At 58.3% G+C, this 21706-nt stretch carries 20 protein-coding genes and 3 pseudogenes; 9 read left to right on the top strand and 14 right to left on the bottom strand.

The features are described 5' to 3' along the window. Positions 1-53 precede the first annotated feature (53 nt). The 3 genes from KSS94_RS12605 (at position 54) to KSS94_RS12595 (ending at position 3756) form a co-directional block, all read left to right on the top strand. The gene (locus tag KSS94_RS12605) at positions 54-1310 is read left to right on the top strand and encodes an OprD family porin (RefSeq protein WP_217843296.1); all 1257 of its coding nucleotides are present in this window, start codon (positions 54-56) and stop codon (positions 1308-1310) included. A gap of 13 nt (positions 1311-1323) precedes the next feature. Then, positions 1324-2049, top strand: a complete 726-nt coding sequence (locus tag KSS94_RS12600) for a transporter substrate-binding domain-containing protein (protein WP_217843295.1) — start codon at positions 1324-1326, stop codon at positions 2047-2049. A 63-nt stretch (positions 2050-2112) separates the two neighbouring features. Continuing rightward, on the top strand, positions 2113-3756 hold the full coding sequence (locus KSS94_RS12595) for an acetolactate synthase large subunit (protein ID WP_217843294.1): 1644 nt from the start codon (positions 2113-2115) through the stop codon (positions 3754-3756). A gap of 233 nt (positions 3757-3989) precedes the next feature. Here the strand turns inward: KSS94_RS12595 and KSS94_RS12590 are convergent, their stop codons facing one another. From KSS94_RS12590 to KSS94_RS12575, 4 genes are all read right to left on the bottom strand, one after another. Next, a complete protein-coding gene (locus KSS94_RS12590) occupies positions 3990-4970 on the bottom strand; it encodes a hypothetical protein (RefSeq protein ID WP_217843293.1) in 981 nt (326 codons plus the stop codon). 68 nt (positions 4971-5038) lie between these two features. Next, the gene (locus KSS94_RS12585) at positions 5039-5767 is read right to left on the bottom strand and encodes an NACHT domain-containing protein (RefSeq protein WP_217843292.1); all 729 of its coding nucleotides are present in this window, start codon (positions 5765-5767) and stop codon (positions 5039-5041) included. A gap of 297 nt (positions 5768-6064) precedes the next feature. Further along, positions 6065-8158: a TonB-dependent receptor gene (locus KSS94_RS12580; RefSeq protein ID WP_217843291.1), complete on the bottom strand. Its 2094-nt coding sequence runs from the start codon at positions 8156-8158 to the stop codon at positions 6065-6067. Between the two features lie 643 nt (positions 8159-8801). After that, positions 8802-9317 carry a cupin domain-containing protein gene (locus KSS94_RS12575; protein WP_217843290.1) on the bottom strand — a complete coding sequence of 172 codons (516 nt, stop codon included), beginning with the start codon at positions 9315-9317 and terminating at the stop codon, positions 8802-8804. A 148-nt stretch (positions 9318-9465) separates the two neighbouring features. Between KSS94_RS12575 and KSS94_RS12570 the strand changes: the two genes are divergently transcribed. Then, on the top strand, positions 9466-11253 hold the full coding sequence (locus KSS94_RS12570) for a thiamine pyrophosphate-requiring protein (RefSeq protein ID WP_217843289.1): 1788 nt from the start codon (positions 9466-9468) through the stop codon (positions 11251-11253). 95 nt (positions 11254-11348) lie between these two features. Here the strand turns inward: KSS94_RS12570 and KSS94_RS27570 are convergent. Continuing rightward, positions 11349-11447, bottom strand: a pseudogene (locus KSS94_RS27570) (exodeoxyribonuclease III); the annotation flags it as partial. Continuing rightward, on the bottom strand, positions 11444-11686 hold the full coding sequence (locus tag KSS94_RS12560; protein ID WP_217843288.1) for a hypothetical protein: 243 nt from the start codon (positions 11684-11686) through the stop codon (positions 11444-11446). The gene KSS94_RS12560 and the pseudogene KSS94_RS27570, both read right to left, overlap by 4 nt. A gap of 230 nt (positions 11687-11916) precedes the next feature. On the opposite strand from KSS94_RS12560, the gene KSS94_RS12555 reads away from it, so the two are divergent. Further along, positions 11917-12456, top strand: coding sequence for a type 1 glutamine amidotransferase domain-containing protein (locus KSS94_RS12555; RefSeq protein WP_217843287.1), 540 nt, complete (start codon positions 11917-11919; stop codon positions 12454-12456). A gap of 60 nt (positions 12457-12516) precedes the next feature. Here KSS94_RS12555 and KSS94_RS12550 read toward each other — a convergent pair. Beyond that, positions 12517-12748, bottom strand: a pseudogene (locus KSS94_RS12550) (hypothetical protein). Positions 12749-12944: 196 nt separating this feature from the next. Here KSS94_RS12550 and KSS94_RS12545 point away from each other — a divergent pair. Further along, positions 12945-13802 (top strand): SDR family oxidoreductase, encoded by an 858-nt coding sequence (locus KSS94_RS12545; RefSeq protein ID WP_217843286.1) that lies wholly within the window; start codon positions 12945-12947, stop codon positions 13800-13802. Between the two features lie 55 nt (positions 13803-13857). On the opposite strand, the gene KSS94_RS12540 is transcribed toward KSS94_RS12545, so the two are convergent. The 3 genes from KSS94_RS12540 to KSS94_RS12530 all read right to left on the bottom strand — a co-directional run bounded on the left by KSS94_RS12540 (position 13858) and on the right by KSS94_RS12530 (position 14791). Next, entirely contained in the window at positions 13858-14019 is a 162-nt protein-coding gene (locus KSS94_RS12540) for a hypothetical protein (protein WP_217843285.1), read from the bottom strand. 9 nt (positions 14020-14028) lie between these two features. Further along, a complete protein-coding gene (locus KSS94_RS12535) occupies positions 14029-14262 on the bottom strand; it encodes a PLD nuclease N-terminal domain-containing protein (RefSeq protein ID WP_217843284.1) in 234 nt (77 codons plus the stop codon). Between the two features lie 226 nt (positions 14263-14488). Further along, positions 14489-14791 (bottom strand): hypothetical protein, encoded by a 303-nt coding sequence (locus tag KSS94_RS12530; protein WP_217843283.1) that lies wholly within the window; start codon positions 14789-14791, stop codon positions 14489-14491. A gap of 224 nt (positions 14792-15015) precedes the next feature. On the opposite strand from KSS94_RS12530, the gene KSS94_RS12525 reads away from it, so the two are divergent. From KSS94_RS12525 to KSS94_RS12515, 3 genes are all read left to right on the top strand, one after another. Continuing rightward, positions 15016-15480 carry a PA2171 family ribosome-binding persister protein gene (locus tag KSS94_RS12525; protein WP_217843282.1) on the top strand — a complete coding sequence of 155 codons (465 nt, stop codon included), beginning with the start codon at positions 15016-15018 and terminating at the stop codon, positions 15478-15480. A 98-nt stretch (positions 15481-15578) separates the two neighbouring features. Continuing rightward, complete coding sequence (locus tag KSS94_RS12520) at positions 15579-15824, top strand: hypothetical protein (RefSeq protein ID WP_217843281.1); 246 nt, start codon at positions 15579-15581, stop codon at positions 15822-15824. 283 nt (positions 15825-16107) lie between these two features. Beyond that, positions 16108-17154 carry an AbrB family transcriptional regulator gene (locus KSS94_RS12515; RefSeq protein ID WP_217843280.1) on the top strand — a complete coding sequence of 349 codons (1047 nt, stop codon included), beginning with the start codon at positions 16108-16110 and terminating at the stop codon, positions 17152-17154. 21 nt (positions 17155-17175) lie between these two features. Here the strand turns inward: KSS94_RS12515 and KSS94_RS12510 are convergent. From KSS94_RS12510 to KSS94_RS12495, 4 genes and pseudogenes are all read right to left on the bottom strand, one after another. Then, positions 17176-18078: pseudogene (locus KSS94_RS12510) on the bottom strand (thiamine pyrophosphate-binding protein); the annotation flags it as partial. Between the two features lie 48 nt (positions 18079-18126). Beyond that, entirely contained in the window at positions 18127-18855 is a 729-nt protein-coding gene (locus tag KSS94_RS12505) for a transporter substrate-binding domain-containing protein (RefSeq protein WP_217843279.1), read from the bottom strand. An 89-nt stretch (positions 18856-18944) separates the two neighbouring features. Then, positions 18945-20198, bottom strand: coding sequence for an OprD family porin (locus KSS94_RS12500; RefSeq protein WP_217843278.1), 1254 nt, complete (start codon positions 20196-20198; stop codon positions 18945-18947). 135 nt (positions 20199-20333) lie between these two features. After that, positions 20334-21647 (bottom strand): MFS transporter, encoded by a 1314-nt coding sequence (locus tag KSS94_RS12495; protein WP_217843277.1) that lies wholly within the window; start codon positions 21645-21647, stop codon positions 20334-20336. Positions 21648-21706 lie beyond the last annotated feature (59 nt).

The following is a 21706-nucleotide window of genomic DNA, read 5'->3' as shown; positions in this document are numbered from 1 at the left end:
GGCGTGCCGGGAGGCACGCCTACACCCCCACGTTCCAATTGATGGAGCAGCAAATGCATAACAAAAACAAAATTGGTTGCAAGCTTCTTGCCGTTACTCCTTGCCTGGCCGCAGCTACAGCCTATGGGGATGGCTTCATCGACGACAGCAAGGTCACCTTGCAAACGACGAACTTCTACATCAACCGGGATTTCCGCGACGGTGACGGCCAGTCCAAGCGCGAGGAATGGGCGCATGGTTTCATCCTTGATGCGAAATCCGGATACACACCTGGAACTGTCGGTTTTGGGGTCGATGCCCTAGGCATGCTCGGCGTGAAGCTGGACTCAAGCCCGGACAGAACCGGTACCGGCCTTTTGCCGACCCATGATGATGGTCGCGCAGCTGATGAGTTCAGTCGCCTGGGCCTGACTGGCAAGGTGCGCCTGTCCGAGACCGAGCTTAAATACGGCACCCTGATCCCAAAACTCCCGACAGTTCAGGCCAACACTGGCCGCCTCCTCCCTCAGACCTTTGAAGGCGGCCTGCTCACCAGCAAAGAATTCGATTCGCTGTCCTTCATCGGAGCGCGCTTCGAGCGCCAAACCGATCGAGACTCGACAGATCGGGTCCCGATCACACTGAACAACAAGAACCGGCGCTTCACAGGCGGTAATGCCGAAGGCGACGCCTTCTGGTTGGGCGGTATGGATTACCAGCTCACGAAAGAGCTGCTGCTGACCTATCAATATGCAGAGCTGGAACAGGTCTACCACCAGCACTTCATGGGGGCGAACTATTCGATCCCCGTCGGCTCCGGGAAAATCAAAGCAGATCTTCGCTACATGGATAGCGACGATGATGGACAAGCTTTGGGTGGTCGTATCGACAGTAGAGCGATTTCCGGCATGTTCACCTACAGCCTGGGAGGACATGCGCTTGGCTTGGGACTGCAAAAAATGAACGGCTCCACCTCCATGCCGTACCTGGACGGAACCGATCCTTACCTGGTCAACTTCGTCCAGCTCAACGACTTCGCAGAGCCCGGCGAACGCTCTTGGCAGCTGCGCTACGACTACAACTTCGCGGCTCTGGGCATTCCAGGGCTTACCTTCATGACCCGCTACGTGCGAGGCGACCAAGCTGACGCAGCGACCATCACCGGCGAGGGTCATGAATGGGAGCGCAACACCGAACTGCAGTATGTGGTGCAGTCCGGCGCCCTGAAAAACGTATCGGTCCGTTGGCGTAACGCGAGCTATCGATCGAGCTTTGCACGTGGGGCGGATGAAAACCGCCTGATCGTGTCCTACACACTCCCAATTTTCTAAATCTGGAGAAGAGATGAGCCCTATTGCCCAGCAGGTCCTCAACGACCTGGCGCCCAATGGCATTCTGCGTGCCGCGATCAACTTCGGTAATCCAGTGCTGGCTCAGCCAGGCGCTGACGGAGAGCCGCATGGCGTTTCAGTAGCTTTAGCCAAGTCGCTGGCCGATGAGCTGGGCGTAGGTCTCGAACTGCGCACCTACGACGCAGCCGGGAAAGTATTTGCTGCACTTGAAGATAGTGCGTGGACGTTGGCCTTTCTGGCTATCGAGCCCGTCCGCGCCGCCCAAATTAGCTTCAGTGAACCCTACGTTCTGATCGAGGGGACCTATCTGATTAAAGCCGACGCCCCCTACTCTAAAATCGAGGATCTGGATCAACCTGGACTTCGACTTGCAGTAGGCAACGGCGCCGCTTACGACCTGTACCTGTCGCGCACATTGCAGCATGCCGAGCTGCACAGAGCTGACACGTCTGCGGGCGCTGTCGACCTCTTCATTGATCAACACCTGGATGCTGCCGCCGGCGTGAGACAACCGCTGGAACAATTCGCAGCCAAGAATCCGAATTATCGGGTGATGCAGGGAGCCTTCACCGCTATCCGCCAAGCAGTCGCAGTTCCTCGCGGCCGTGATGCGGGAGCAGCCTATATACGGGATTTCGTCGAGCGACGACTTGCCGAGGGTTTCGTCCGAGGCGCGTTACTCGCCAGCGGACAAACAGACGTCAGCGCACCTCGCTGAGGTCGATAGCCTGCAGGTGCGTCTCGCCTGCTTCAAACCGTGATAACTGAGGTAATAAGCAAGATGGCTAAGGCCGCCGATGTCGTTGTGCAATGCCTGGAAAACGAAGGTGTCGAGTATGTGTTCGGCATTCCTGGTGAGGAAAACCTCGACCTGCTGGAATCCCTGCGCAAGTCGAAGATCAAGTTGGTTCTGACCCGCCACGAGCAGTCCGCGGGCTTCATGGCCGCCACCTATGGCCGCCTGACCGGCAAGACCGGCGTCAGCCTGTCGACCCTGGGCCCTGGCGCGACCAACCTGGTGACTGCCAGTGCGTACGCCTACCTGGGCGGCATGCCGATGATGATGATCACCGGCCAGAAACCGATCAAGAAGTCCAAGCAGGGCCGCTTCCAGATCATCGACGTGTGCGGCATGATGGCCCCCATCACCAAGTACACCCACCAGTTCGCTTCGGCCGACAACATCCCGGCGCGTATGCGCGAAGCGTTCCGCCTGGCTGAAGAAGAAAAGCCGGGGGCCGTGCATCTGGAACTCCCGGAAGACATCGCCGCCGAGCAGACCGACGCCCTGCCGATCCCGCGCAGCCTGCACCGTCGCCCGCTGGCCGAACACAAGGCCATTGACGCAGCTATTGAGAAACTGCAGGCCGCACGCAATCCGATCCTGGTGATCGGTGCCGGCGCCAACCGCAAAATGACTGCAAAAGTCCTCAAGCAACTGATCGACAAGACCGGTATCCCGTTCATCACCACCCAAATGGGTAAAGGTGTGGTCGACGAGCGCCACCCGCGCTTCCTGGGTAACGCGGCGCTGTCGTCCGGTGACTTCGTGCACCGCGCCGTCGAAGCAGCTGACCTGATCATCAACATCGGCCACGACGTGATCGAGAAGCCGCCGTTCTTCATGGTCCGTGGCGGCACCGAAGTCATCCACATCAGCTTCCGCTCCGCCGAAGTCGATGCGGTGTACTTCCCGCAGGTTGAAGTGATCGGCGATATCGCCAACGCCGTGTGGCAGATCAGCGAAGCCCTGAACGACACTTCGCACTGGGACTTCACCCGCCTGATGGCCATCCGTGAAGCCAACGAAGCACAGATCGCCGAAGGCGCCGACGACAGCCGCTTCCCGGTCTACCCGCAGCGCTTGGTCGCCGACATCCGTCGCGTGCTGCCGTCCGAAGGCATCGTGGCCCTGGACAACGGTATCTACAAGATCTGGTTCGCCCGCAACTACAAGGCGCACAAGCCAAACACCGTACTGCTGGACAACGCCCTGGCGACCATGGGCGCCGGCCTGCCATCGGCGATGGCCGCGCACCTGGTGCACCCGGACCGCCCTGTCATCTCCGTGTGCGGCGATGGCGGCTTCATGATGAACAGCCAGGAGCTGGAAACCGCAGTACGTCTGGGCATGCACATCACCGTGGTGATCCTGCGTGACGACGGTTACGGCATGATCCGCTGGAAGCAGGCCAACATGGGCTTCACCGATTTCGGCCTAGACTACGGCAACCCTGACTTCGTCAAATACGCCGAGTCTTATGGTGCCAACGGCCATCGGGTGGAAAGCGCAGAAGGCCTGCTGCCGCTGCTGGAGCACTGCATCAATACACCAGGTGTGCATGTGATTGATTGCCCAGTCGATTACAGCGAGAACGACGGTATTCTCAACAGCGAGCTTCGCGAGCGAGCCATGGTGGTGTGATCGAACAGGGGGGATCCGCTACGCACCAATACCCCCGCAACCCGTGAAGCGTACATCCGTAGCCCTCATCTGACCTTTGCAAGGCATGATGAGGGCTATTTAGTTAGAGGCGATAATTGACACCCAGGCTAGGCTCCGTACGAAATCCCGAAAAACCCAATCGCCGCCCCTCGAACGCTGAGATTTTTAAAGTCCCCGGCCATCGCATATTCTTGGATCGATAATTCAAAATGCTAGCTTTTAAGAGGTCTAAGCATCTTGAGCTTCTTTCTCTCAGAACCAATTACGGAATCAAATTTTGATAACTCTTCCTGAATTGCTTGGGCAACAATTTCCATCGAATGCAAAATACCTTCAGGCTTAATGTTCGAAAGCAGCGATTTTAGATTAATACCCAACGTCCCCGGTTGCGATGCTTTTGTAGCTCTGATCGCCGCATAGATCGCTTGGCCATCCGCATCTTTGATTGCAGCTCTCGCATTCTCCTCGATGAGATCAGTCAATAAGAAATGAAAGCCAAACATAGGTACAATAGTCGTTACGTGAAAGCCAATTGCTTGCGTACCACTCATCCGCATCTGGAAGCCAGGCAGCTTCTGATTGAGATACTGAAAAAACCCACTTGGGTCGCGAAGTTTAAGTACGGAACTTATTTGCTCAAGCTCTGCAGGATAGTGCTTGGGTACGTAGTATTTTCCATACCTAAATTCGTCTATATACCTCAAAAATCCAAGAACTTCCTCCCAGCACTGAAGATCCTCCGATGCGAGCAAGTAGAATTCTTCTGCGATTTCATCCGATGAAGTTCTTACAAATGAAGCGGCATGATATTCCAAGATGCTTTTATGCAGAAAGCTGATCTGAGCAAAACCATCTTCCAGCATCAGGCATGCAACTCTAGTAATGTCTTTTTTGAACCCTTCAATATCGCAGGATATGCCATCCACATAGTTCAAAGATTCATAAAAAACATGTCTAAGTTGATCTTCCGTCATCGTCCCACCAAAATCCAACTGCATTGCCATGAAGCAAAATGCATCAAACAACCGCTGCAGCTTTGACTCCCCGAGTCCGCTGTGCCGTTCTCGCTGAAAACCCGGTTTGAAGCGATCATGCCTAGAGAATACGGCTTGGAAGAGGCTATTGAAGAAATCTGGCAAGCTTGAGGGTATGTGGCTTTCCATTTCATACACCAAGCAAAGCAGGGTCAACATCAAGGGGGTCGTGATTACCCCCTGAATATTGCACGGCGCGTCCTTCAACGCTTGATAGATATTTTCCCTTAAATGACATCGCCTATTAGCTTCTTCATGAATGGTTCGTAGTCGTGAGCCTCAAATTCTTCGATTGCGTAATTTTGGAATCCGCCGAGGCGTTGTACGTCATAGTGCGGTCTGGAAGAGACGATGATAGGCAGATCAGTATATTTCTTTTGATAGTTCTGAATCGCATAGATCGTTGAGGTAACCATGTTGTCAGGTACTTCATCGAAGCCGTCCAAAACCAGCGTCACTAACCCTTCTGTAGCCAAAAAATCAAGAACATCCTTGCCGCCTTTGATTCCTGACGAGTCTAGATAGTCTAGTATCAGATCCGTTAGAGCACGCTCGCTGGAGACCATTCGCAATTCAATGAATATGGGGATATTACCGCGGCTCAAGATTTCATTACAGAGATTGCGCATCAAGATCGATTTGCCTTGACCCACGATACCTTCGATAACGCACCTGCCGGCTACAACCTTTTCAACCCCCTGAGTCGCACGGCCACTGGATTTACTGACTAGGCGCGGTGGATAATAAAACTCCGTAAGATTTACGCCCTTGTCGCGAGACCACATGGTTTTGACAGTATTTATATTTAAAATAATACTCGTCAGATTGTTCACCGAGTTAACGGCATTCCACTTCATCTTCCTATCGGCAAACCTCGCGGCAAGCCCATTGATCACTTTTGACACCATAGGTGTCAACGCCTTGGACAAAACTGCCGCGCTGACTTCGATAGTCATGATATACGTCCCTGCAAGTAAAATTTAGTCAGAACTAGCGCTCAACCTTGGCAATCTTTTCGGTCATTGCCTCACCCTGGCGGGGCACCTTATCACCGAGAAGATTACGGCTGCGAGTAGATCTGGTCAATCACCTGCCTGCTGTGGCCATGCCCCGCCTAGGCTGCCTTGTACTGGGTCTTTTTTTCATGGTCACGGTCAGTACCTGCAGCGTGAAGAGCGACGCTAGGATGACCTGGAGATTACTGCGAGAAGCCGTATTCTGCGTAGCAACCCATTGGCTATCATGCTAACTCGTTAAAAGCGATAATCGACACGCAGGCTAGCGCTGCGCGGTGCACCGGGGTAGTTGGAGTTATCGCTGCCTGCCTTGGCAGAGACGAAATACTCGCGATTAAAGAGGTTTTCGACATTGAGCGTCACGTCGTAGTGCTCGCTTCGATATCCACCAGCCAGTTCAGCCGTTGCGTACGAATCAAGCGACACTTTATTGTTCGGTGAGGTATAGCGCTCACCTTCATACCGCCCTCCACCTGCGACATAGAAGCCTCCGCCCAGCTCTTTCTTTAGCCAGACACTCGCGCTGCTCTTGGGGGTCAGGGGGCTCGTGTTTCCTACAATTGATTCGACCGGCGAATCAATCATTTCGCCTTTCATCCATGCATAACCGGCATAAGTGGACCAGCCATTACCAAGATCGCCATTTACAGAAATCTCAACACCGCGGGTTCGCTGTGTACCAGCATCTACCGAAAATCGCGTGTCTGTTGGGTCATCCATCAGGATGCTCGTGCGGGTCATGTCGAACACCGAAACCGTCGCCGAGAAGCGGTCATTGATGTCGAATTTCGCCCCAACCTCTTTGTTGACGGTCTCCTCTGGATCCAGTTCATCGCTATTACGACGCAGCTCACCGTTATCAGCCATAGGCTGGAAGGAGCGACTGTAGGTCGCATAGAGCGACACCCAGTCCACCGGCTCGTAGACAAGCCCGATGCGCGGGCTGAACGTGTTGTCAGTGCGCTCCAAGTCCATATCAGCCGTTCCGTCATCACTGCGCTTGGTTGCCAGGCGATCGAATCGTCCGCCAATCATCAATTTCCACTCAGGAGTGATCGTGATGAGGTCCTGGAGATACAAGCCTGCAATGGAGATATGCGTATTAGCGTCTGGGTTAGCTGCGGTGTTGCCAGGGATTTCTGGGAAGTCGATCAGCTGCGGATTGAACACATCGTAGGTAGCAACGTTGCGTAGGGTTAAGCCTTTATCCCTCCGATCCTGATAGCCAACCTCAATGCCATAGAGCGCCTCATGACTGAATGAGCCGGTCTCAAAGACATGCTTGAGCTCATTCTGCCAAAAGACCCCGCTTTCCTCCTTATAACGCGCAGCGCGGTTGATGCTGACCTTGTTTGTTGTCGTATTCACCGTGCCGAATGTCACGTACTTTCGGGTCACGTCAGAATCGTATGCCCGCAAAGCGCTATGGAGGCTGAACGAATCACTCAGCGTACGATCAAGGGTAACCGTGGAGCCCTTGACGGTTGTCTCCACGTAGTTCTGGCCCTTCGCATCACGCGATCCATAATACGTGTCGATATTCGCATCCACTGGATGATCGCCATAGGCAGGGAGGCCGGTGTCAGCCAGGCGTTTGTCATGTAGATAATCAGCCTGCAATGTCAGCGTCGTATCTGGATCAATGTTGAACTGGATTGATGGCGCGAACGCTTGCCGCTCAAGGAAATACCGATCACGGAAACCATCAGAATCTTCTAGGGCGACCGTGAGCCGGACACGAATGGAGTCGTTATCGTTGGCTCCCCCCAGATCCATTTCCGTCCGGCGCTGCCCTTCAGTCGATCCCATGATGCTGAGCTGCTGGACTGGGTTAGCCTCAGGCTTTTTCGTCACTCGGTTGATCAGCCCACCTGACGACCCCCGCCCGTACAGCACAGAAGAAGGCCCCTTGAGGACCTCGACCCTATCGATATTGGACAGGTCCCGGAAGTAGTAGGCGTCATCACGCATGCCATCCAGGTACATGTCATTCAGCGCCGAAAAGCCTCGAATCACAAACTGATCCCGCTGGCCATCACCTGCATCCTGAGAAACACCAGGAACATTCTTAAGGGCGCCCTGCAACGTCGTAATGTTGCGGTCTTTGATCAGTTCTGCCGGCACAACGTCGACGCTCTGGGGAACATCCTTGAGCGGGATGTTTGTCTTGGTGGCCGTCACGGCAGTGGTTGAGCGATATGGCTGGCTAGCTTGTTCTGCGGAAATTTCAGTCGAGGGCAGCGTTAACTCGCCCTGCTCACTCGCCAGCACGCTCCCCATGGCGGAGCTACCGCACAAGCTGATCATCGCAACAACGGCCGTTCTGTTCATTTTCGTCTCTCATGCTGCCTATCGTCCGCATCGAAGGACACAGGCAGCAATGCCCCTTCGACGGAGCGCGAATTTAATGAGAATTGATCTTAGTTTCAACATAAATCAATCAGGCAGCGGCAGCACGCACCAACCACCCGCGACTAAGGAGCCCAATAAAAATGGTAGAATCACTATAAATCAGCACCTTACGAGTGATCAACACGATAGAATCTGACTAGAAAATCAAGATCCATGAAGCGAAGGGTCGTGCACACCACCCCCTAGATTGATCTTTTTTCTCAACTTAAAACATTTCAATCGGCGGCCCAAAGCATGACCACAACCGAGAGGACATCAAACCAATCTGCTTGCTGCAAGCGGAAGCAGCGAAAATTCTCAGCAGGACGGCATCCCTTCTGAACAATCGCCGCCGCGCGTTCAAGTGAGGTGGACGTATCTAGCCGTTCTTTCGCCAGCTCAGGCGCAAACACAGAGGGTTTCCTATCGTGAATGTCGACCAGACCTGGTCAGAGGCCGCGGTGATGATAACGAACCCATCTCGTTCATCCGGCCCCATGCACCTCGGCAAGTACCGACGGCGGCCCACCTTTCTTTGGCGCGCTTGCGGAGGTGCGCCAGGCGACCCCGACAGTCTCTTACCTTAACGCCAACAGGGCATCAAGCCTCCCCTGACTGGGTTTTGCTCAGGGCCAGGCACTGCAGCGATGCGCGCCAGCATCCGCCGGTGTACCGAGCTGTCGGGCCGCTGAATGTCGTAATTTTCTTGCCCATGGGGATAAGCGCCCACCACCTGGAAATCATCACTGCTCTCGACACAGCGATGCCCCGTGCCTGCCGGCAGCACCAGTACATCGCCCCGCTTCACACTCACCGTCTGCCCTGACGCCCCGCCCAGTGTCACCTGTGCCCGCCCGCTGGCTACGCCCAGTGCTTCGTGGGCATTGGGGTGAAAATGGTGGTAATCGAAGATCCCGCCACGCCACAGCGGCGTCCAGCAGTGAGCCGCGAACAGCGCTTCGAAGGCACTGGCGGCATCCAGGTACGGCTCGACCTGCAGGTGATAGAGCAATACCGGTAAACGGCTGTTCGGTGTGGCGCCGTCATCTTCGAAATACAAGGTCTGCACGCTGGCATCGGCAGTGTCGATAGCCTTCATGGGGCGCCTCCTGATGCTGTTGTCCGTCCAGTTGCGAACCCGCAGCCACGCCTAAGGTTCCACTCGGTAGCCCCGCGTGCACACGCTTGAAACTTTCCCAAGCACGGCCAAGTCCAGACCCCTATCGATCACAGGAGGGGTGAAGGCAATGACCAGCACGGTAGGCGACTTTCTGGTGGAACGTTTGTATCAATGGGGGGTGCGACGCATCTTCGGTTACCCTGGCGACGGCATCAACGGCGTCTTCGGCGCACTGGCCCGGGCCGACGGCAAGATCCAGTTCGTGCAGGCACGCCATGAGGAAATGGCCGCGTTCATGGCCAGTGCCCACGCCAAGTTCACCGGCGAACTGGGTGTCTGCATCGCCACCTCCGGCCCAGGCGCGTCGCATCTACTGACCGGCCTGTACGATGCGCGCATGGACCACCAGCCGGTGCTGGCCATCGTCGGCCAGCAGGCGCGCGCGGCGCTCGGCGGGCACTATCAGCAGGAGCTGGACCTGCTGTCGATGTTCAAGGACGTCGCCGGTGCTTTCGTCCAGCAGGCGTCGACGCCTGAACAGGTGCGTCACCTGCTCGACCGCGCAGTGCGTACCGCCGTTGGCGAACGTCGGGTCACCGCCATCATCCTGCCCAATGACCTTCAGGACCTGCCCTACCACGAGCCGGCCAGAGCCCACGGTACGCTGCACTCGGGCGTTGGCTACAGCAAGCCGAGGGTGGTGCCCTTCGAGCAAGACTTGCAGCGTGCCGCCGAAGTGCTCAACGCTGGGCGAAAAGTGGCAATTCTGGTCGGCGCCGGCGCCTTGCAAGCCACCGAGCAGGTGATAGCGGTGGCCGAAACACTCGGCGCCGGGGTGGCCAAGGCGCTGCTGGGCAAGGCTGCGCTACCCGATGACTTGCCCTGGGTCACTGGCGCCATCGGCCTGCTCGGCACCGAGCCGAGCTACCAACTGATGAACGAATGCGACACCTTGCTGATGATCGGCTCCGGCTTCCCCTATGCCGAGTTCTTACCCAAGGAAGGCCAGGCCCGCGGCGTGCAGATCGACCTGCAACCGGACATGCTCAGCCTGCGCTACCCGATGGAGGTCAACCTGGTCGGCGATGCCAGCCAAACCCTGAGCGCCCTGCTGCCGCTGCTCGAGCGCAAGGGCGAGCGGCGCTGGCGCGACAAGGTCGAAAGCTGGCGCGCGCACTGGGACAAGACCCTGGAGAAACGCGCGTTGGTCAAAGCCGACCCGATCAACCCCCAGCGCGTGGTGCATGAGCTCTCCCCTCGCCTGCCCGACCGGGCCATTGTCACCAGCGACTCGGGCTCGTGCGCCAACTGGTTTGCCCGCGATCTGCAAATCCGCCAGGGCATGCAGTGCTCGCTGTCCGGCGGGCTGGCCAGCATGGGCGCGGCGGTGCCCTATGCCATCGCCGCCAAGTTCGCCCACCCGCAGCGCAGCGTGGTGGCACTGGTGGGCGACGGCGCGATGCAGATGAACAACCTGGCCGAGCTGATCACCGTGGCCAAGTACTGGCGGGAGTGGGAAAACCCGCAGTGGATCTGCGCGGTGTTCAACAATGAAGACCTCAACCAGGTGACCTGGGAGCAACGGGTCATGGAAGGCGATCCCAAGTTCGAAGCTTCGCAGTCGATCCCCGATGTGCCTTATCACCTGTTCGCGATTTCCATCGGCTTGCAGGGCATCTACGTAGAGCGCGAAGAAGACATTGCCGGGGCCTGGGAACGCGCGCTGGCGGCTGACAGGCCGGTATTGATCGAATTCAAGACAGACCCGAACGTGCCCCCACTGCCGCCGCACATCAAGCTGGAGCAGGCGAAGAAATTTGCCGGTACCTTGCTCAAGGGCGACCCGGATCAGGCCGGGGTCATCGTGCAGACCGCCAAGCAGGTCCTGAGCTCAGTACTGCCCGGCAAAAAATAGCGATGGCAGGCGCGGGTTACACGTTATCTGGCGCACTTCAAGGTTGTTCGCGCTTGCAGTACCGCCACGCGCCGCACCGTTCGCAGCACTGGCAAGGCGATGTCAGGCTTTTCACGCTCCAGCCAGGCCCGCAAAGTCGGCAGGCGGCTGCGGATTCCGTTGATGTTGAAGGTGGTGATTTTCAGCGCTTTCATGCGTCCGGGTCGCTCACATGGGCGCTCACTGCATCCTCCAGCGCCCGCAAGTGCGCCTGGTCGGCCAGCGCCTTGAGCGCCAGCCAGTCATCCCAGTCGATGGCGCCGTCGTCGCGCAGGGCCTCGGCCGTGCGGACCAGTTCATGGTGGTAGGCATCCGGCGACTCGCGCCGGTAGCTGATGTCGTCGTACTGTGCGTACCAGGCCTCAAGTTCGGGGATGCTGCGTTCGATGCTCATGGGAACGTCCTCGCTTTACCATTACAGCTCAGAGCCTTGGCATAGCGTGATGTTCAACTCCAGTGGGCGGCTCAGAAGCCAATGCCGGACAACCGCTAAATGGATATCTCATTGTGATGCGCAAGTGGCCGCCCATTGGTCAGCCTTTCTGAATTGGCAGCACCGTGTTTGAACTTCGCTCTTGATAAATAGCCTCCCCTTTCAGGCCCATCGAAAACGGAGAATGAAACATGAGTGCACAACTGAGCGGCAAGCGTGTGGCCTTCCTGGTCACCGATGGTTTCGAACAGATAGAACTGACCGGCCCGCGTGAAGCCTTGGAGAAAAGCGGCGCTGTGATCGACATTCTGAGTGATAAGGAAGGAAATGTACGCGGCTGGAACCATGACAAGCCCGCTGACGAATTCGCCGTGGATGCAACATTCGACAGTGCCCACCTGGATCTCTACGACGCCATTGTGTTGCCTGGCGGCGTGCAGAATTCCGACACCATCCGCCTGATACCCGGCGCTCAGAAGCTGGTGAAAAGCCATAACTCGGCAGGCAGGCCGTTGGCGGTCATCTGCCACGGTGGCTGGCTGCTGGTCTCGACCGGCCTGGCCAAGGGCAAGCGGATGACCAGCTACAAGACGTTGCAGGACGATATTCGCAACGCTGGCGGGGATTGGGTTGATGAAGAGGTGGTGGTGGATGGCAACCTGATCACCAGCCGCAAGCCGGACGACATCCCCGCCTTCAACGAACAGTTGATCAAAGCGCTGGCTGGCTGAGCCTGTTCCAGCACATTGGCCCCCTTGCCTGGGGGCCGTACTTTCGCCCGAAGAGGCGTTTCACGCCAACTGGATGTACACCGAGTAGCTACCCAACAGCAACCAGAACACCAGGAAGATCCACGGTGTGCGTAGCGAAAACAGCAGCGATTTTCGATGCCCTGCCTGGGAAGTTTTCGTACTGGATCTCACGCCGGTAGAAGTCCAGACGCTCTTTGGGAGAGCCGAACATCCTGGCGTTGTGTTCGCTGATTTCATGCTCCGGGGTTGCGGGGGTGATGATTCGAGGCACGTGTCCCTCCTGCAATGCGGCTCCCGGCAAGAAGAGCGCAAGGAGAACAGTTCGGTAGAACCCACGATGCAATCTGAAATTCAATTCGCATTCGAGCAGCGCACCGCTCGTCGTACCAGGTGCACATTCAACCCAACGCACAGGAATTCGATGCTTCGAAACGGTATGAGCGTTCTCAACTGCAGGAGCTTCTACCATGCGAGATTTCCCTACTCCGCCCTTCCCGTCACAGCCGCAAAGCGTCCCCGGGTCACAACGCAAGATGGAGCCTTATCCAGACTGCGGTGAGCAGTCGTATACCGGCCACAACCGGCTGGAAGGAAAGATTGCGCTGATCACCGGTGCTGACAGTGGTATCGGGCGAGCGGTCGCCATCGCCTATGCCCGCGAGGGTGCTGATGTAGCTGTCTCTTATCTCAATGAGCATGAAGACGCGCAGGAAACCGCGCGCTGGGTAGAATCTGCAGGCCGACAATGCCTCCTGCTGCCCGGCGACCTGGCGCAGAAACAGCACTGCCATGACATCGTTCAGAAGACCGTCGAACAGTTCGGTCGCATCGACATCCTGGTCAACAACGCAGCCTTCCAGATGGCCCATGAGACCCTGGAAGAGATCGACGATGATGAATGGGTGAAAACCTTCGATACCAACATCACCGCCATCTTCCGAATCTGCAAGGCAGCACTGCCTTCCATGCCGAAGGGCAGCTCGATCATCAACACCAGTTCAGTCAACTCCGATGATCCATCACCAAGCTTACTGGCCTATGCCGCGACCAAGGGTGCCATTGCCAACTTCACGGCGGGTTTGGCTCAGTTGCTAGGGAAGAAAGGAATCCGCGTCAATTGCGTTGCGCCTGGCCCCATCTGGACGCCTTTGATCCCCGCTACCATGCCCGATGAGGCCGTGAAGAACTTCGGCTCCAGTTATCCCATGGGACGACCAGGGCAGCCCGTGGAGGTCGCTCCAATTTACGTGCTGCTCGGCTCTGACGAGGCCAGCTACATCAGTGGGTCACGTTACGCTGTCACTGGCGGTAAACCGATCCTCTGACGAAAAAAGGCTCGCCCCCAAAGGCGAGCCTCATCCCCGGTTTTCGGGGGCAATCTCAGCGCTTTGGATGCCCGTGCTCACGTGCTGTTTTCTGGGCCGTAGAGTCATGAGGTGTACCGGACGAGCCATCCGGACGATGCGCATCGTTATCCCGCTCCTGTTCGCCGTTCGGCTTTGTTTGCGAGCCTGGTTTCTGTGGTGGGGCTTCTTTGTTCATGCTGCTCTCCTACCCTTTGCTGTGTTCGGGTGAAGTCGGCCCGGTGCCACGCTTGATCCCACGCGGCCCGGCCACTCCCCAGATGGCCAGCCCGACGATGGGCAGTACCACCAGTATCAACGACCACATCACTTTGGTTGCGTCAGACTTGTCGCTACGCAAAACGCTGACGATTGCCCATAGGTCAACCAACAAGATAATCGCCGCTGTGGCTATCCAGAAGTACATGACAGGATCATTCATGATCGGTTCTCCCTCTGCCCAAATGAATGGGCCGCACTGCTTACACGCAACTGCCGCCCCTATATCAAGGGAAGCCAGGGTGATTGGCAAAGTTCAGGCTAGGTTTGCTGCATGGGATGGGCGGGCAAAGTTGCGTTTAACCAATCCCGCTGGGTTGCCTGCACCGCACAGTTTTCACTGAGCATTGCGTGTTCACTGCGTCACGCGTTGAGCCGGATCAGTGGCGCTAATCATCATTGCTACGGGCATTGCAAACTTGCAAATCGACGCAAAGGCCTTGAACGTGCTGGTAGTCCGCGCCGGCTATGGCTTTGAGAAAGCCACGGTCGGCGAGGCGCCGCAGGTCTCGCCATTCGCGCCAGTCAATGAGCCCTAGGCGGTCCATCTCGTCGACCTCGCGAAGCAGTTTTTCATGGTGGCTACTTGGGCAGTCGCGCCTGCACTCGACATCGTCATACAGCGCAAACCAAAGGTTCACTGCAGCCATACGACGTTGCTCCTGGGTGATCTGCTGGGTGATCGCGTTCATGCTGCCTGCCCTTGCCCGCTTTGACTGTCGAGCCTGCTGGCGTGGCAAGGTTCACCTGGGACAGGTCGGCGGTAGGACAGCCGCGCAACCTCAACGCCTACATCATCTTCGGAGCACCCGCCTTATCGCGGCAGAACACACCTCATCTGCATTGAACCCTTGCGCTTTTAGCCCACTCCACCCAGAGCAAGCGTGATTTTTCCCAGCCCCTGAAGAGGTGCCCCATGAACGCAATCGAACTGCTGATCCAGGACCATCAACTGGTGAAGAAACTGCTTGAGGAACTGTCGTCTACGACCGAGCGCGCCGTGAAGAAACGCGCCGAACTGCTCGAACGCATCAAGCAGGAAGTGAGCATCCATACGGCGCTGGAAGAACAGATCCTGTACCCCGCGATCAAGCAGGCCGGCGGCAAGGAAGAAGCGAAGATGTACTACGAGGCCAAGGAAGAACACCGCACGGTCGACTCGCTGGTCATTCCCGACCTGCTGCACACCGAGACCGGTACCGTGGAGTTTGCCGGCCGGGTGAAGGTGATGAAGGAGCTGCTGGAGCACCATATCGAGGAAGAAGAAAGCGAGCTGTTCCCCACCGCTCGCAAGCTGCTGGGCAAACAGGCGCTGGAAGACATGGGCCAAGCCATGGAAGCACAGAAAAAACTGCTCAAGGGCGAACAACGCGCAGCCTGATTAACGCCAGCGCGCCCACCCGGGCGCGCTGGTCCGGATTTACCGAGTGGCCGACTCGGTGTTGATCATGGGTGGCATCGACGCCGGCGGAGTGCATGATGAATGACTGGATCGACTTTCTCGAATGGCCCGCGATGCTCCTTACGGTGCTGGCCGCCTGGTGCATCGGCTCCAGGCGCCCGGGCAGGCGCAAGCTGGGCTTCTGCTGCTTCATCGCCAGCAACGTGCTTTGGGGGCTATGGGGATGGCAGGCACAGGCCTGGGCACTGATCGTTCTGCAGGTCTGTCTATGCGTCATGAACCTGCGGGGCTGGAAGAAAAACACGGCGCTGGAGCCGGGCTGAATGGGTGGTGCTTGTGTGCGGCGTAGAGGCCGTTCGCTCCACCCGTCAGCGCCATCGCACAGGTCGCCACGCGGGTAGGACAAAGAAATGGAATGTTCTTTGGCAGCCCGGAGAGTCTCACGCCACCTTTGGGGACGCACCGCCCAAGCGGTGAATGGAATATTGTCAGATTCAGTCTGACTGCCCGAGGCTTTCCCGTTCGGAAATCCTGCGTTTCCCCATTACCAATTCAACTGCGCCCCCCCACCCATTACTCTTGTGGCTCTCATCACGGAGTTGACGCGTGGCGCGACCAAAGCTGCTGCATTTTTCCCTCACGATCCTGGCCGGTGCGCTGGGCGCCGTACTCGCAACCCTGGCTCATTGGCCATTACCCTGGATGATCGGATCACTGCTGATGGTAGCCCTGGTGCGCTGCGTACAGCGTGAGCAGCATCTGCCAGCAGTACCAGGAGGTCGCAAGCTTGGCCAATGGATCATCGGTGTGGGCATCGGTTTACACTTCAACCGCTATGTAATCGTACAGATCGGCGAACACCTGGCCATTATCCTGACCGCCGCAGTGGTCACCACCGTGGCGGCCGGCATTGCCGTCTGGTGGATGCGTAAAGGTGGCGAAGACGGCGCCACGGCGTTTTTCTCCTCGATGCCTGGCGGATCCGCCGAGATGGTCAACCTTGGGGCTCGCAACGGCGCGGTGTTGCACAGGGTCGCTGCGGCGCAGACCCTACGCGTGATCCTGGTGGTGCTGACCATTCCTGCGTTGTTCAAGCTGCTGTTCGGCCAGGCAGCTCAGGCTACTGCACTACATGGCACCACACAGCCACTGTGGCTTGGGCTGATGTTCCTGCTCGGCGGTGGTCTGGCCCTGCTGCTGCAGTGGCGGCGTAAGCCCAACCCTTGGCTGTTCGGCCCATTGTTCGTCAGTGCCGCCTTGTGCTCGCTCGCCGATTTGCATCTGGCCCTGCCAAGCGGCGCCAGCGAGTTCGGTCAGCTGATGATCGGCAGTAGCCTGGGTTGCTATTTCGATCGTTCGTTCTTCAAGGGTGCGCCACGTTTCATGCTACGTAGCCTGAGCTCGACCGTGCTGATGACGGTGATCGCCATGGCCTTCGCCGCTGGCCTGGGATGGCTGGCAGGTATCGACTACCGTTCACTGACGCTCGGCATGATGCTGGGCGGAATCGCCGAAATGAGCCTGACTGCCGAGATGCTCAAGCTGGCCGTCCCCCTGGTGACCGCTATGCAGACCTTGCGCCTGCTGGTCGTGATGGCATTCGCCGAGCCGGTATATCACTGGCTGGAACAACGTACCCGCAGCGAAGACTGACCGTCCTGGCAGGCGGGCGTCCGGGCCTGCCCCGGCCGAGCGGAAGCTGATGTGGATGACTTCGGTGCCACCACGGACCATGAAGAACGGCGGCTTCTCGATCACGTCGTGGCCGATGTTGATGATCAGGTCGGCCGCTTCGATGGCGCGGTGGACGAAGTCACCGGACGACAGCGCAGCGTTGCCGAGGAAGCGCGGGTGGCGCTCGTCGACCACGCCCTTGCCCATCTGCGTGGTCACGAAGGGGATGCCGGTCTTGTCGATCAGTTGCTGCAGCACCTTGGCAGTCATCTTGCGGTTGGCGCCGGCGCCGATCACCAGGATCGGGCTGCGGGCGTTCTGCAGTTTCTCGACCGCAGCTTCAATGGCCTTGTGCTCGGCCAGCGGGCGGCGCTGCAGGCTGCGCGGGATTGGCAGCGAATCAGTCTGCTCGGCGGCGATATCTTCGGGTAGCTCCAGGTGCACGGCGCCGGGCTTTTCTTCTTCGGCCAGGCGGAAGGCTTCGCGCATACGGGCCGGGATGTTGTCGGCCGAGGCGAACTGGTGGGTGTACTTGGTGATGGGGGCCATCATGCCGCACACGTCGATGATCTGGAAGCGGCCCTGCTTGGACTTCTTGATCGGCTTCTGGCCGGTAATCATCAGCATCGGCATGCCGCCGAGATACGCATAGGCGCTGGCCGTGACCAGGTTGGTCGCGCCAGGGCCCAGGGTCGACAGGCTGACGCCGGTCTTGCCGGTCAGGCGGCCGTAGGTGGCAGCCATGAAGCCCGCGGACTGTTCGTGGCGGGTCAGCACCAGCTTGATTTTCGACTTGCGCAGCGATTCGAGCAGGTCGAGGTTTTCCTCACCAGGAATGCCGAACACATACTCGACACCTTCGTTTTCCAGGCATTGCACAACGACATCGGCGGCCTTGGCCATTTTACCTTCTACCTCAAGTATTGCTTTGGAGTGGAGATTGCTATTCATTCAGCGCGATGCGCTCACATCACCCTGTCCGCAGGCCAGCAAAGCACCTCGGACGAACCCGCTGCGCAGCTGACGCTCGACATAGTCACGCACGTAGCCGGCCGCGTGCTCACTGCCGCGGGGCACAGCCATCGCCTGGCAGATCGCCGTGAAGGCTCCCTCCAGAACACGCAACTGCGGATTGGCTTCGGCCACTTTCTGCAGTGGCTGGCGAACACCCGCCGCCGCATCCAGCGCCTGCTCGATGAACAGGTCCACGGCACCGGCCGACGTATCAGCCCGTTCCAGTGTGGCATGCGCCAGCGTGCGGCTCAGGTACAGGTCGTAGGCTGCGCCCTTCCCCACTGCCAGGCGCAAGCCTGGCTGATCCAGCTCCTCGACACGCTGATACGGCGCCTCTCGGTTGACCAGGTAGGTTCCTTCGATCAACACGTAGGGTTCGCTGAAAGCAATCTGCGCTTCTCGTACCGGTTCGATGGCGAGGAAGGCCAGGTTCCAGGCGCCCTGCTCCAGGTCTGCGAATACCTTGCCGGCAGCGTCGTAAGTGCGCATCTGCAGGGTGACGCCCAGCTCTTCGGCCAAGGCTTTGGCCAGTGCGACCGAAACGCCCTGGGGCTGGCCGTCGGGGCCGCGCTGGGCGAGCACCGGGTTGCCGAAGTTGATGGCGGCGGTGAGGATGCCGTTGGGGGCAAGCTCGGCGAGGACTTCTGGAGTGATTGCGATGGACATTGAGTTCTCCGTTGTCTGGGCGGGCCTCTTCGCGGGGCAAGCCCGCTCCTGCAGGGTCTGTAGGAGCGGGCTTGCCCCGCGAACGGGCCTCACCAGATGGGTAAGGTGTAGGAAACGATCAGCCGGTTTTCATCGGCTCCACGGGCGAAGTTGGAACGGTACGATGCATTTCTCCAGCGGATGCCGACGTTCTTCAGCATGCCCGCCTGGACGACATAACCGATATCGGTGTTGCGCTCCCACTCACGCCCTTCACTGGCATGAGTCGCTGCATCGGCATGGTCACCCTTCACATAACGGGTCATGAAGGTCAGGCCTGGAATACCCATGGCCGCAAAGTTGTAGTCATAACGCAGCTGCCACGAGCGCTCGCCAGGTTCGGCGAAATCATTGAGCTGAATGTAGTTGGCCAGATACGGGTCGGTCCCGTCGAGAAATGGCATGGACGTGTCGCCGTTCATCTTCTGCAGGCCCAGGCCAAACCCATGGCCGCCCAGGCTGTAAGTGAACATGCCACTGAGCGCAGCACTGTCGATCCGACCGCCTCGAGCACTGCCAGCGTCATCGCTGAGCATGTAGCGCAGATCGCTCTTGAGCTTGCCCGGGCCAATACTGAACGCGTGGTTGATGCCGAAGAAGCTCTGGCGATAGACATCCTGCAACTCGGCATATTGGTAACTCAGCGTCAGGGCCTTGCTGACGGCATAGTCAGCGCCACCGATCCAGTAGTCGTCACCTTCTGCAGCGCCGGCGAAGCGGCGGTTCTTGTTATTGAGGGTAATCTTGCGGGCGTCGGAAGAATCGCGATCAGTCATGCGGTCGAAGCGCGCAGCGGTGAAGCTCAGGCCCTCGATTTCATTGCTGCTCAGCAATCCCCCCTCGAAGGTCTGCGGCAGGATCCGCCCCGTGTTTGCCTGCACTGTGGGTAGCTTGGGGACCAGCGTGCCGTACTTGAGCTCGGTTTCGGACATTCTGACCTTGGCGGTCAGGCCCAGGCGGCTGAAGTCATCGGCAGCACGCCCGTCATCATGTACCGGCAGCAGGCCGGTGCCAGCACGACCGGGGCTGGAGTCGAGCTTGATGCCCAGCATGCCCATGGCATCCAGTCCAAAACCCACAGTGCCCGGCGTGAAACCGGAACGAAAATCAAGGATGAAACCCTGAGCCCACTCCTCCCGCTTGGACTGCCCACTGCCGTCACGGAAATCGCGATTCAGGTAGTAGTTGCTCATCTGCAGACTGAGCTTGCTGTCCTCGACGAAACCTTCGGCGCTGGCGGTACCGGCGAGAATGCAGGGAGACAGGGTGACAAGCGTACGCAGGATATTTTTATTGTTGTGCATCTGGCGGTTCCGTTCGAGTGGCATGCGAATGCCCGGCCCGGGCTGGGCCGGGAAAATCAGAGGTGACAGTTAAAGAGTCGTGGCCCCCCCTGTGCGGGGTAGCCCGGTACCGAATGAAGCGGTAGTACCTGGAGATCAGTGGGCGGAGGCCGCTACCGGTTGGTCCGGCTCCTTGTTGGTGACGCGCATGAGCGCCGTCATCAGGAAGGCAATCAGCAGCAGTGCACTCAGGAACAGCAGCCCTGTGGAAGCGCTCTGGCTATTACCCTTGACCAACCCGATCATCGACGGCCCGACGAACCCACCCAGGTTGCCGATGGAGTTGATCACGGCAATCGACACAGCGGCGGTGGCCCGATCGAGGAACAGCGTTGGCAGTGCCCAGAACGGCGATTTGAAGCTATACAGGCCAGACAACGCGACACAGATCATCGCCATCGAAGCGTACGCGCCAGGCAGCATGCCAGCACCTACCAGGCCCAGTGCGGCCACGGCCAGCGGGATGGCCGAGTGCATCTTGCGTTCGTTACGCCGGTCCGAGCTGCGCGACCAGGCCACCATGGCGACGGTCGCCACGATGTACGGCAGCATGGCGATCAGGCCGATCTGGGTGTGCGTCAGATCGCTGGAGAAGCCCTTGATGATCTGCGGCATCCAGTAACCAACACCAAGGCTCCCGCACTGGTAGACGAAGTAGATGAAGGCCAGGTACAGCACCTTCTTGTTGACCATGGTCTTGAACACACCCAGGCGCTTGACGTTCTTGCGGCTCTGGCGATCGCGTTCGAGTTCGCCGGTGAGCCACTCCTTTTCCTGCTGAGTCAACCATTTGGCCTGCTCTGGACGGTCGGTCAGGAACAGGAAGCAGGCAATACCGAGGAATACCGCCGGCACACCTTCCAGGAACAGCATCCAGCGCCAGCCACTCCAGTTCATCCAGTTGATGTTGTCCATGATCCAGGTCGACAGCGGCGCGCCGATGATGTAGCTGACCGGGATGGCGGCGGTGAACAGCGCCACGGTAGTGGCCAGTTCCTTGGCCCGGAACCAGTAGGTCAGGTAAACGATCACGCCCGGGAAGAAGCCCGCTTCGGCGACGCCCAGCAGGAAGCGCAGCACATAAAGCTGGTTGGCGGTCTGGGCGAAGGCGGAACAGGCCGCGATAGCACCCCAGGTGACCAGAATGCGCGCGATCCAGACGCGTGCACCGTACTTGTTGAGCATGACGTTGCTGGGTACTTCGAACAGGAAGTAGCCGATGAAGAAGATCCCGGAAATGAAGCCGAAGGCCTCACTGCTCAGGGCCAGTTCCTTGTTCATTTCCAACGCGGCATAGCCGATGTTGGCGCGGTCCAGGTAGGAGACGATATACAGCAGGAACATGAACGGGATGATGCGCAAGGTGACCTTGCGCACGATCGCCTGTTCGTCGACAGTCTTGTTGTTCATAGGGACCTCATCTGAGACGAACCGTGGCCCGCCCCTTAATTGTTATGGTTACAGCAGGG

Source organism: Pseudomonas fakonensis (assembly GCF_019139895.1).
Taxonomy (GTDB): Bacteria; Pseudomonadota; Gammaproteobacteria; order Pseudomonadales; family Pseudomonadaceae; genus Aquipseudomonas; species Aquipseudomonas fakonensis.
This window is presented reverse-complemented; position numbering and strand designations above follow the sequence as displayed.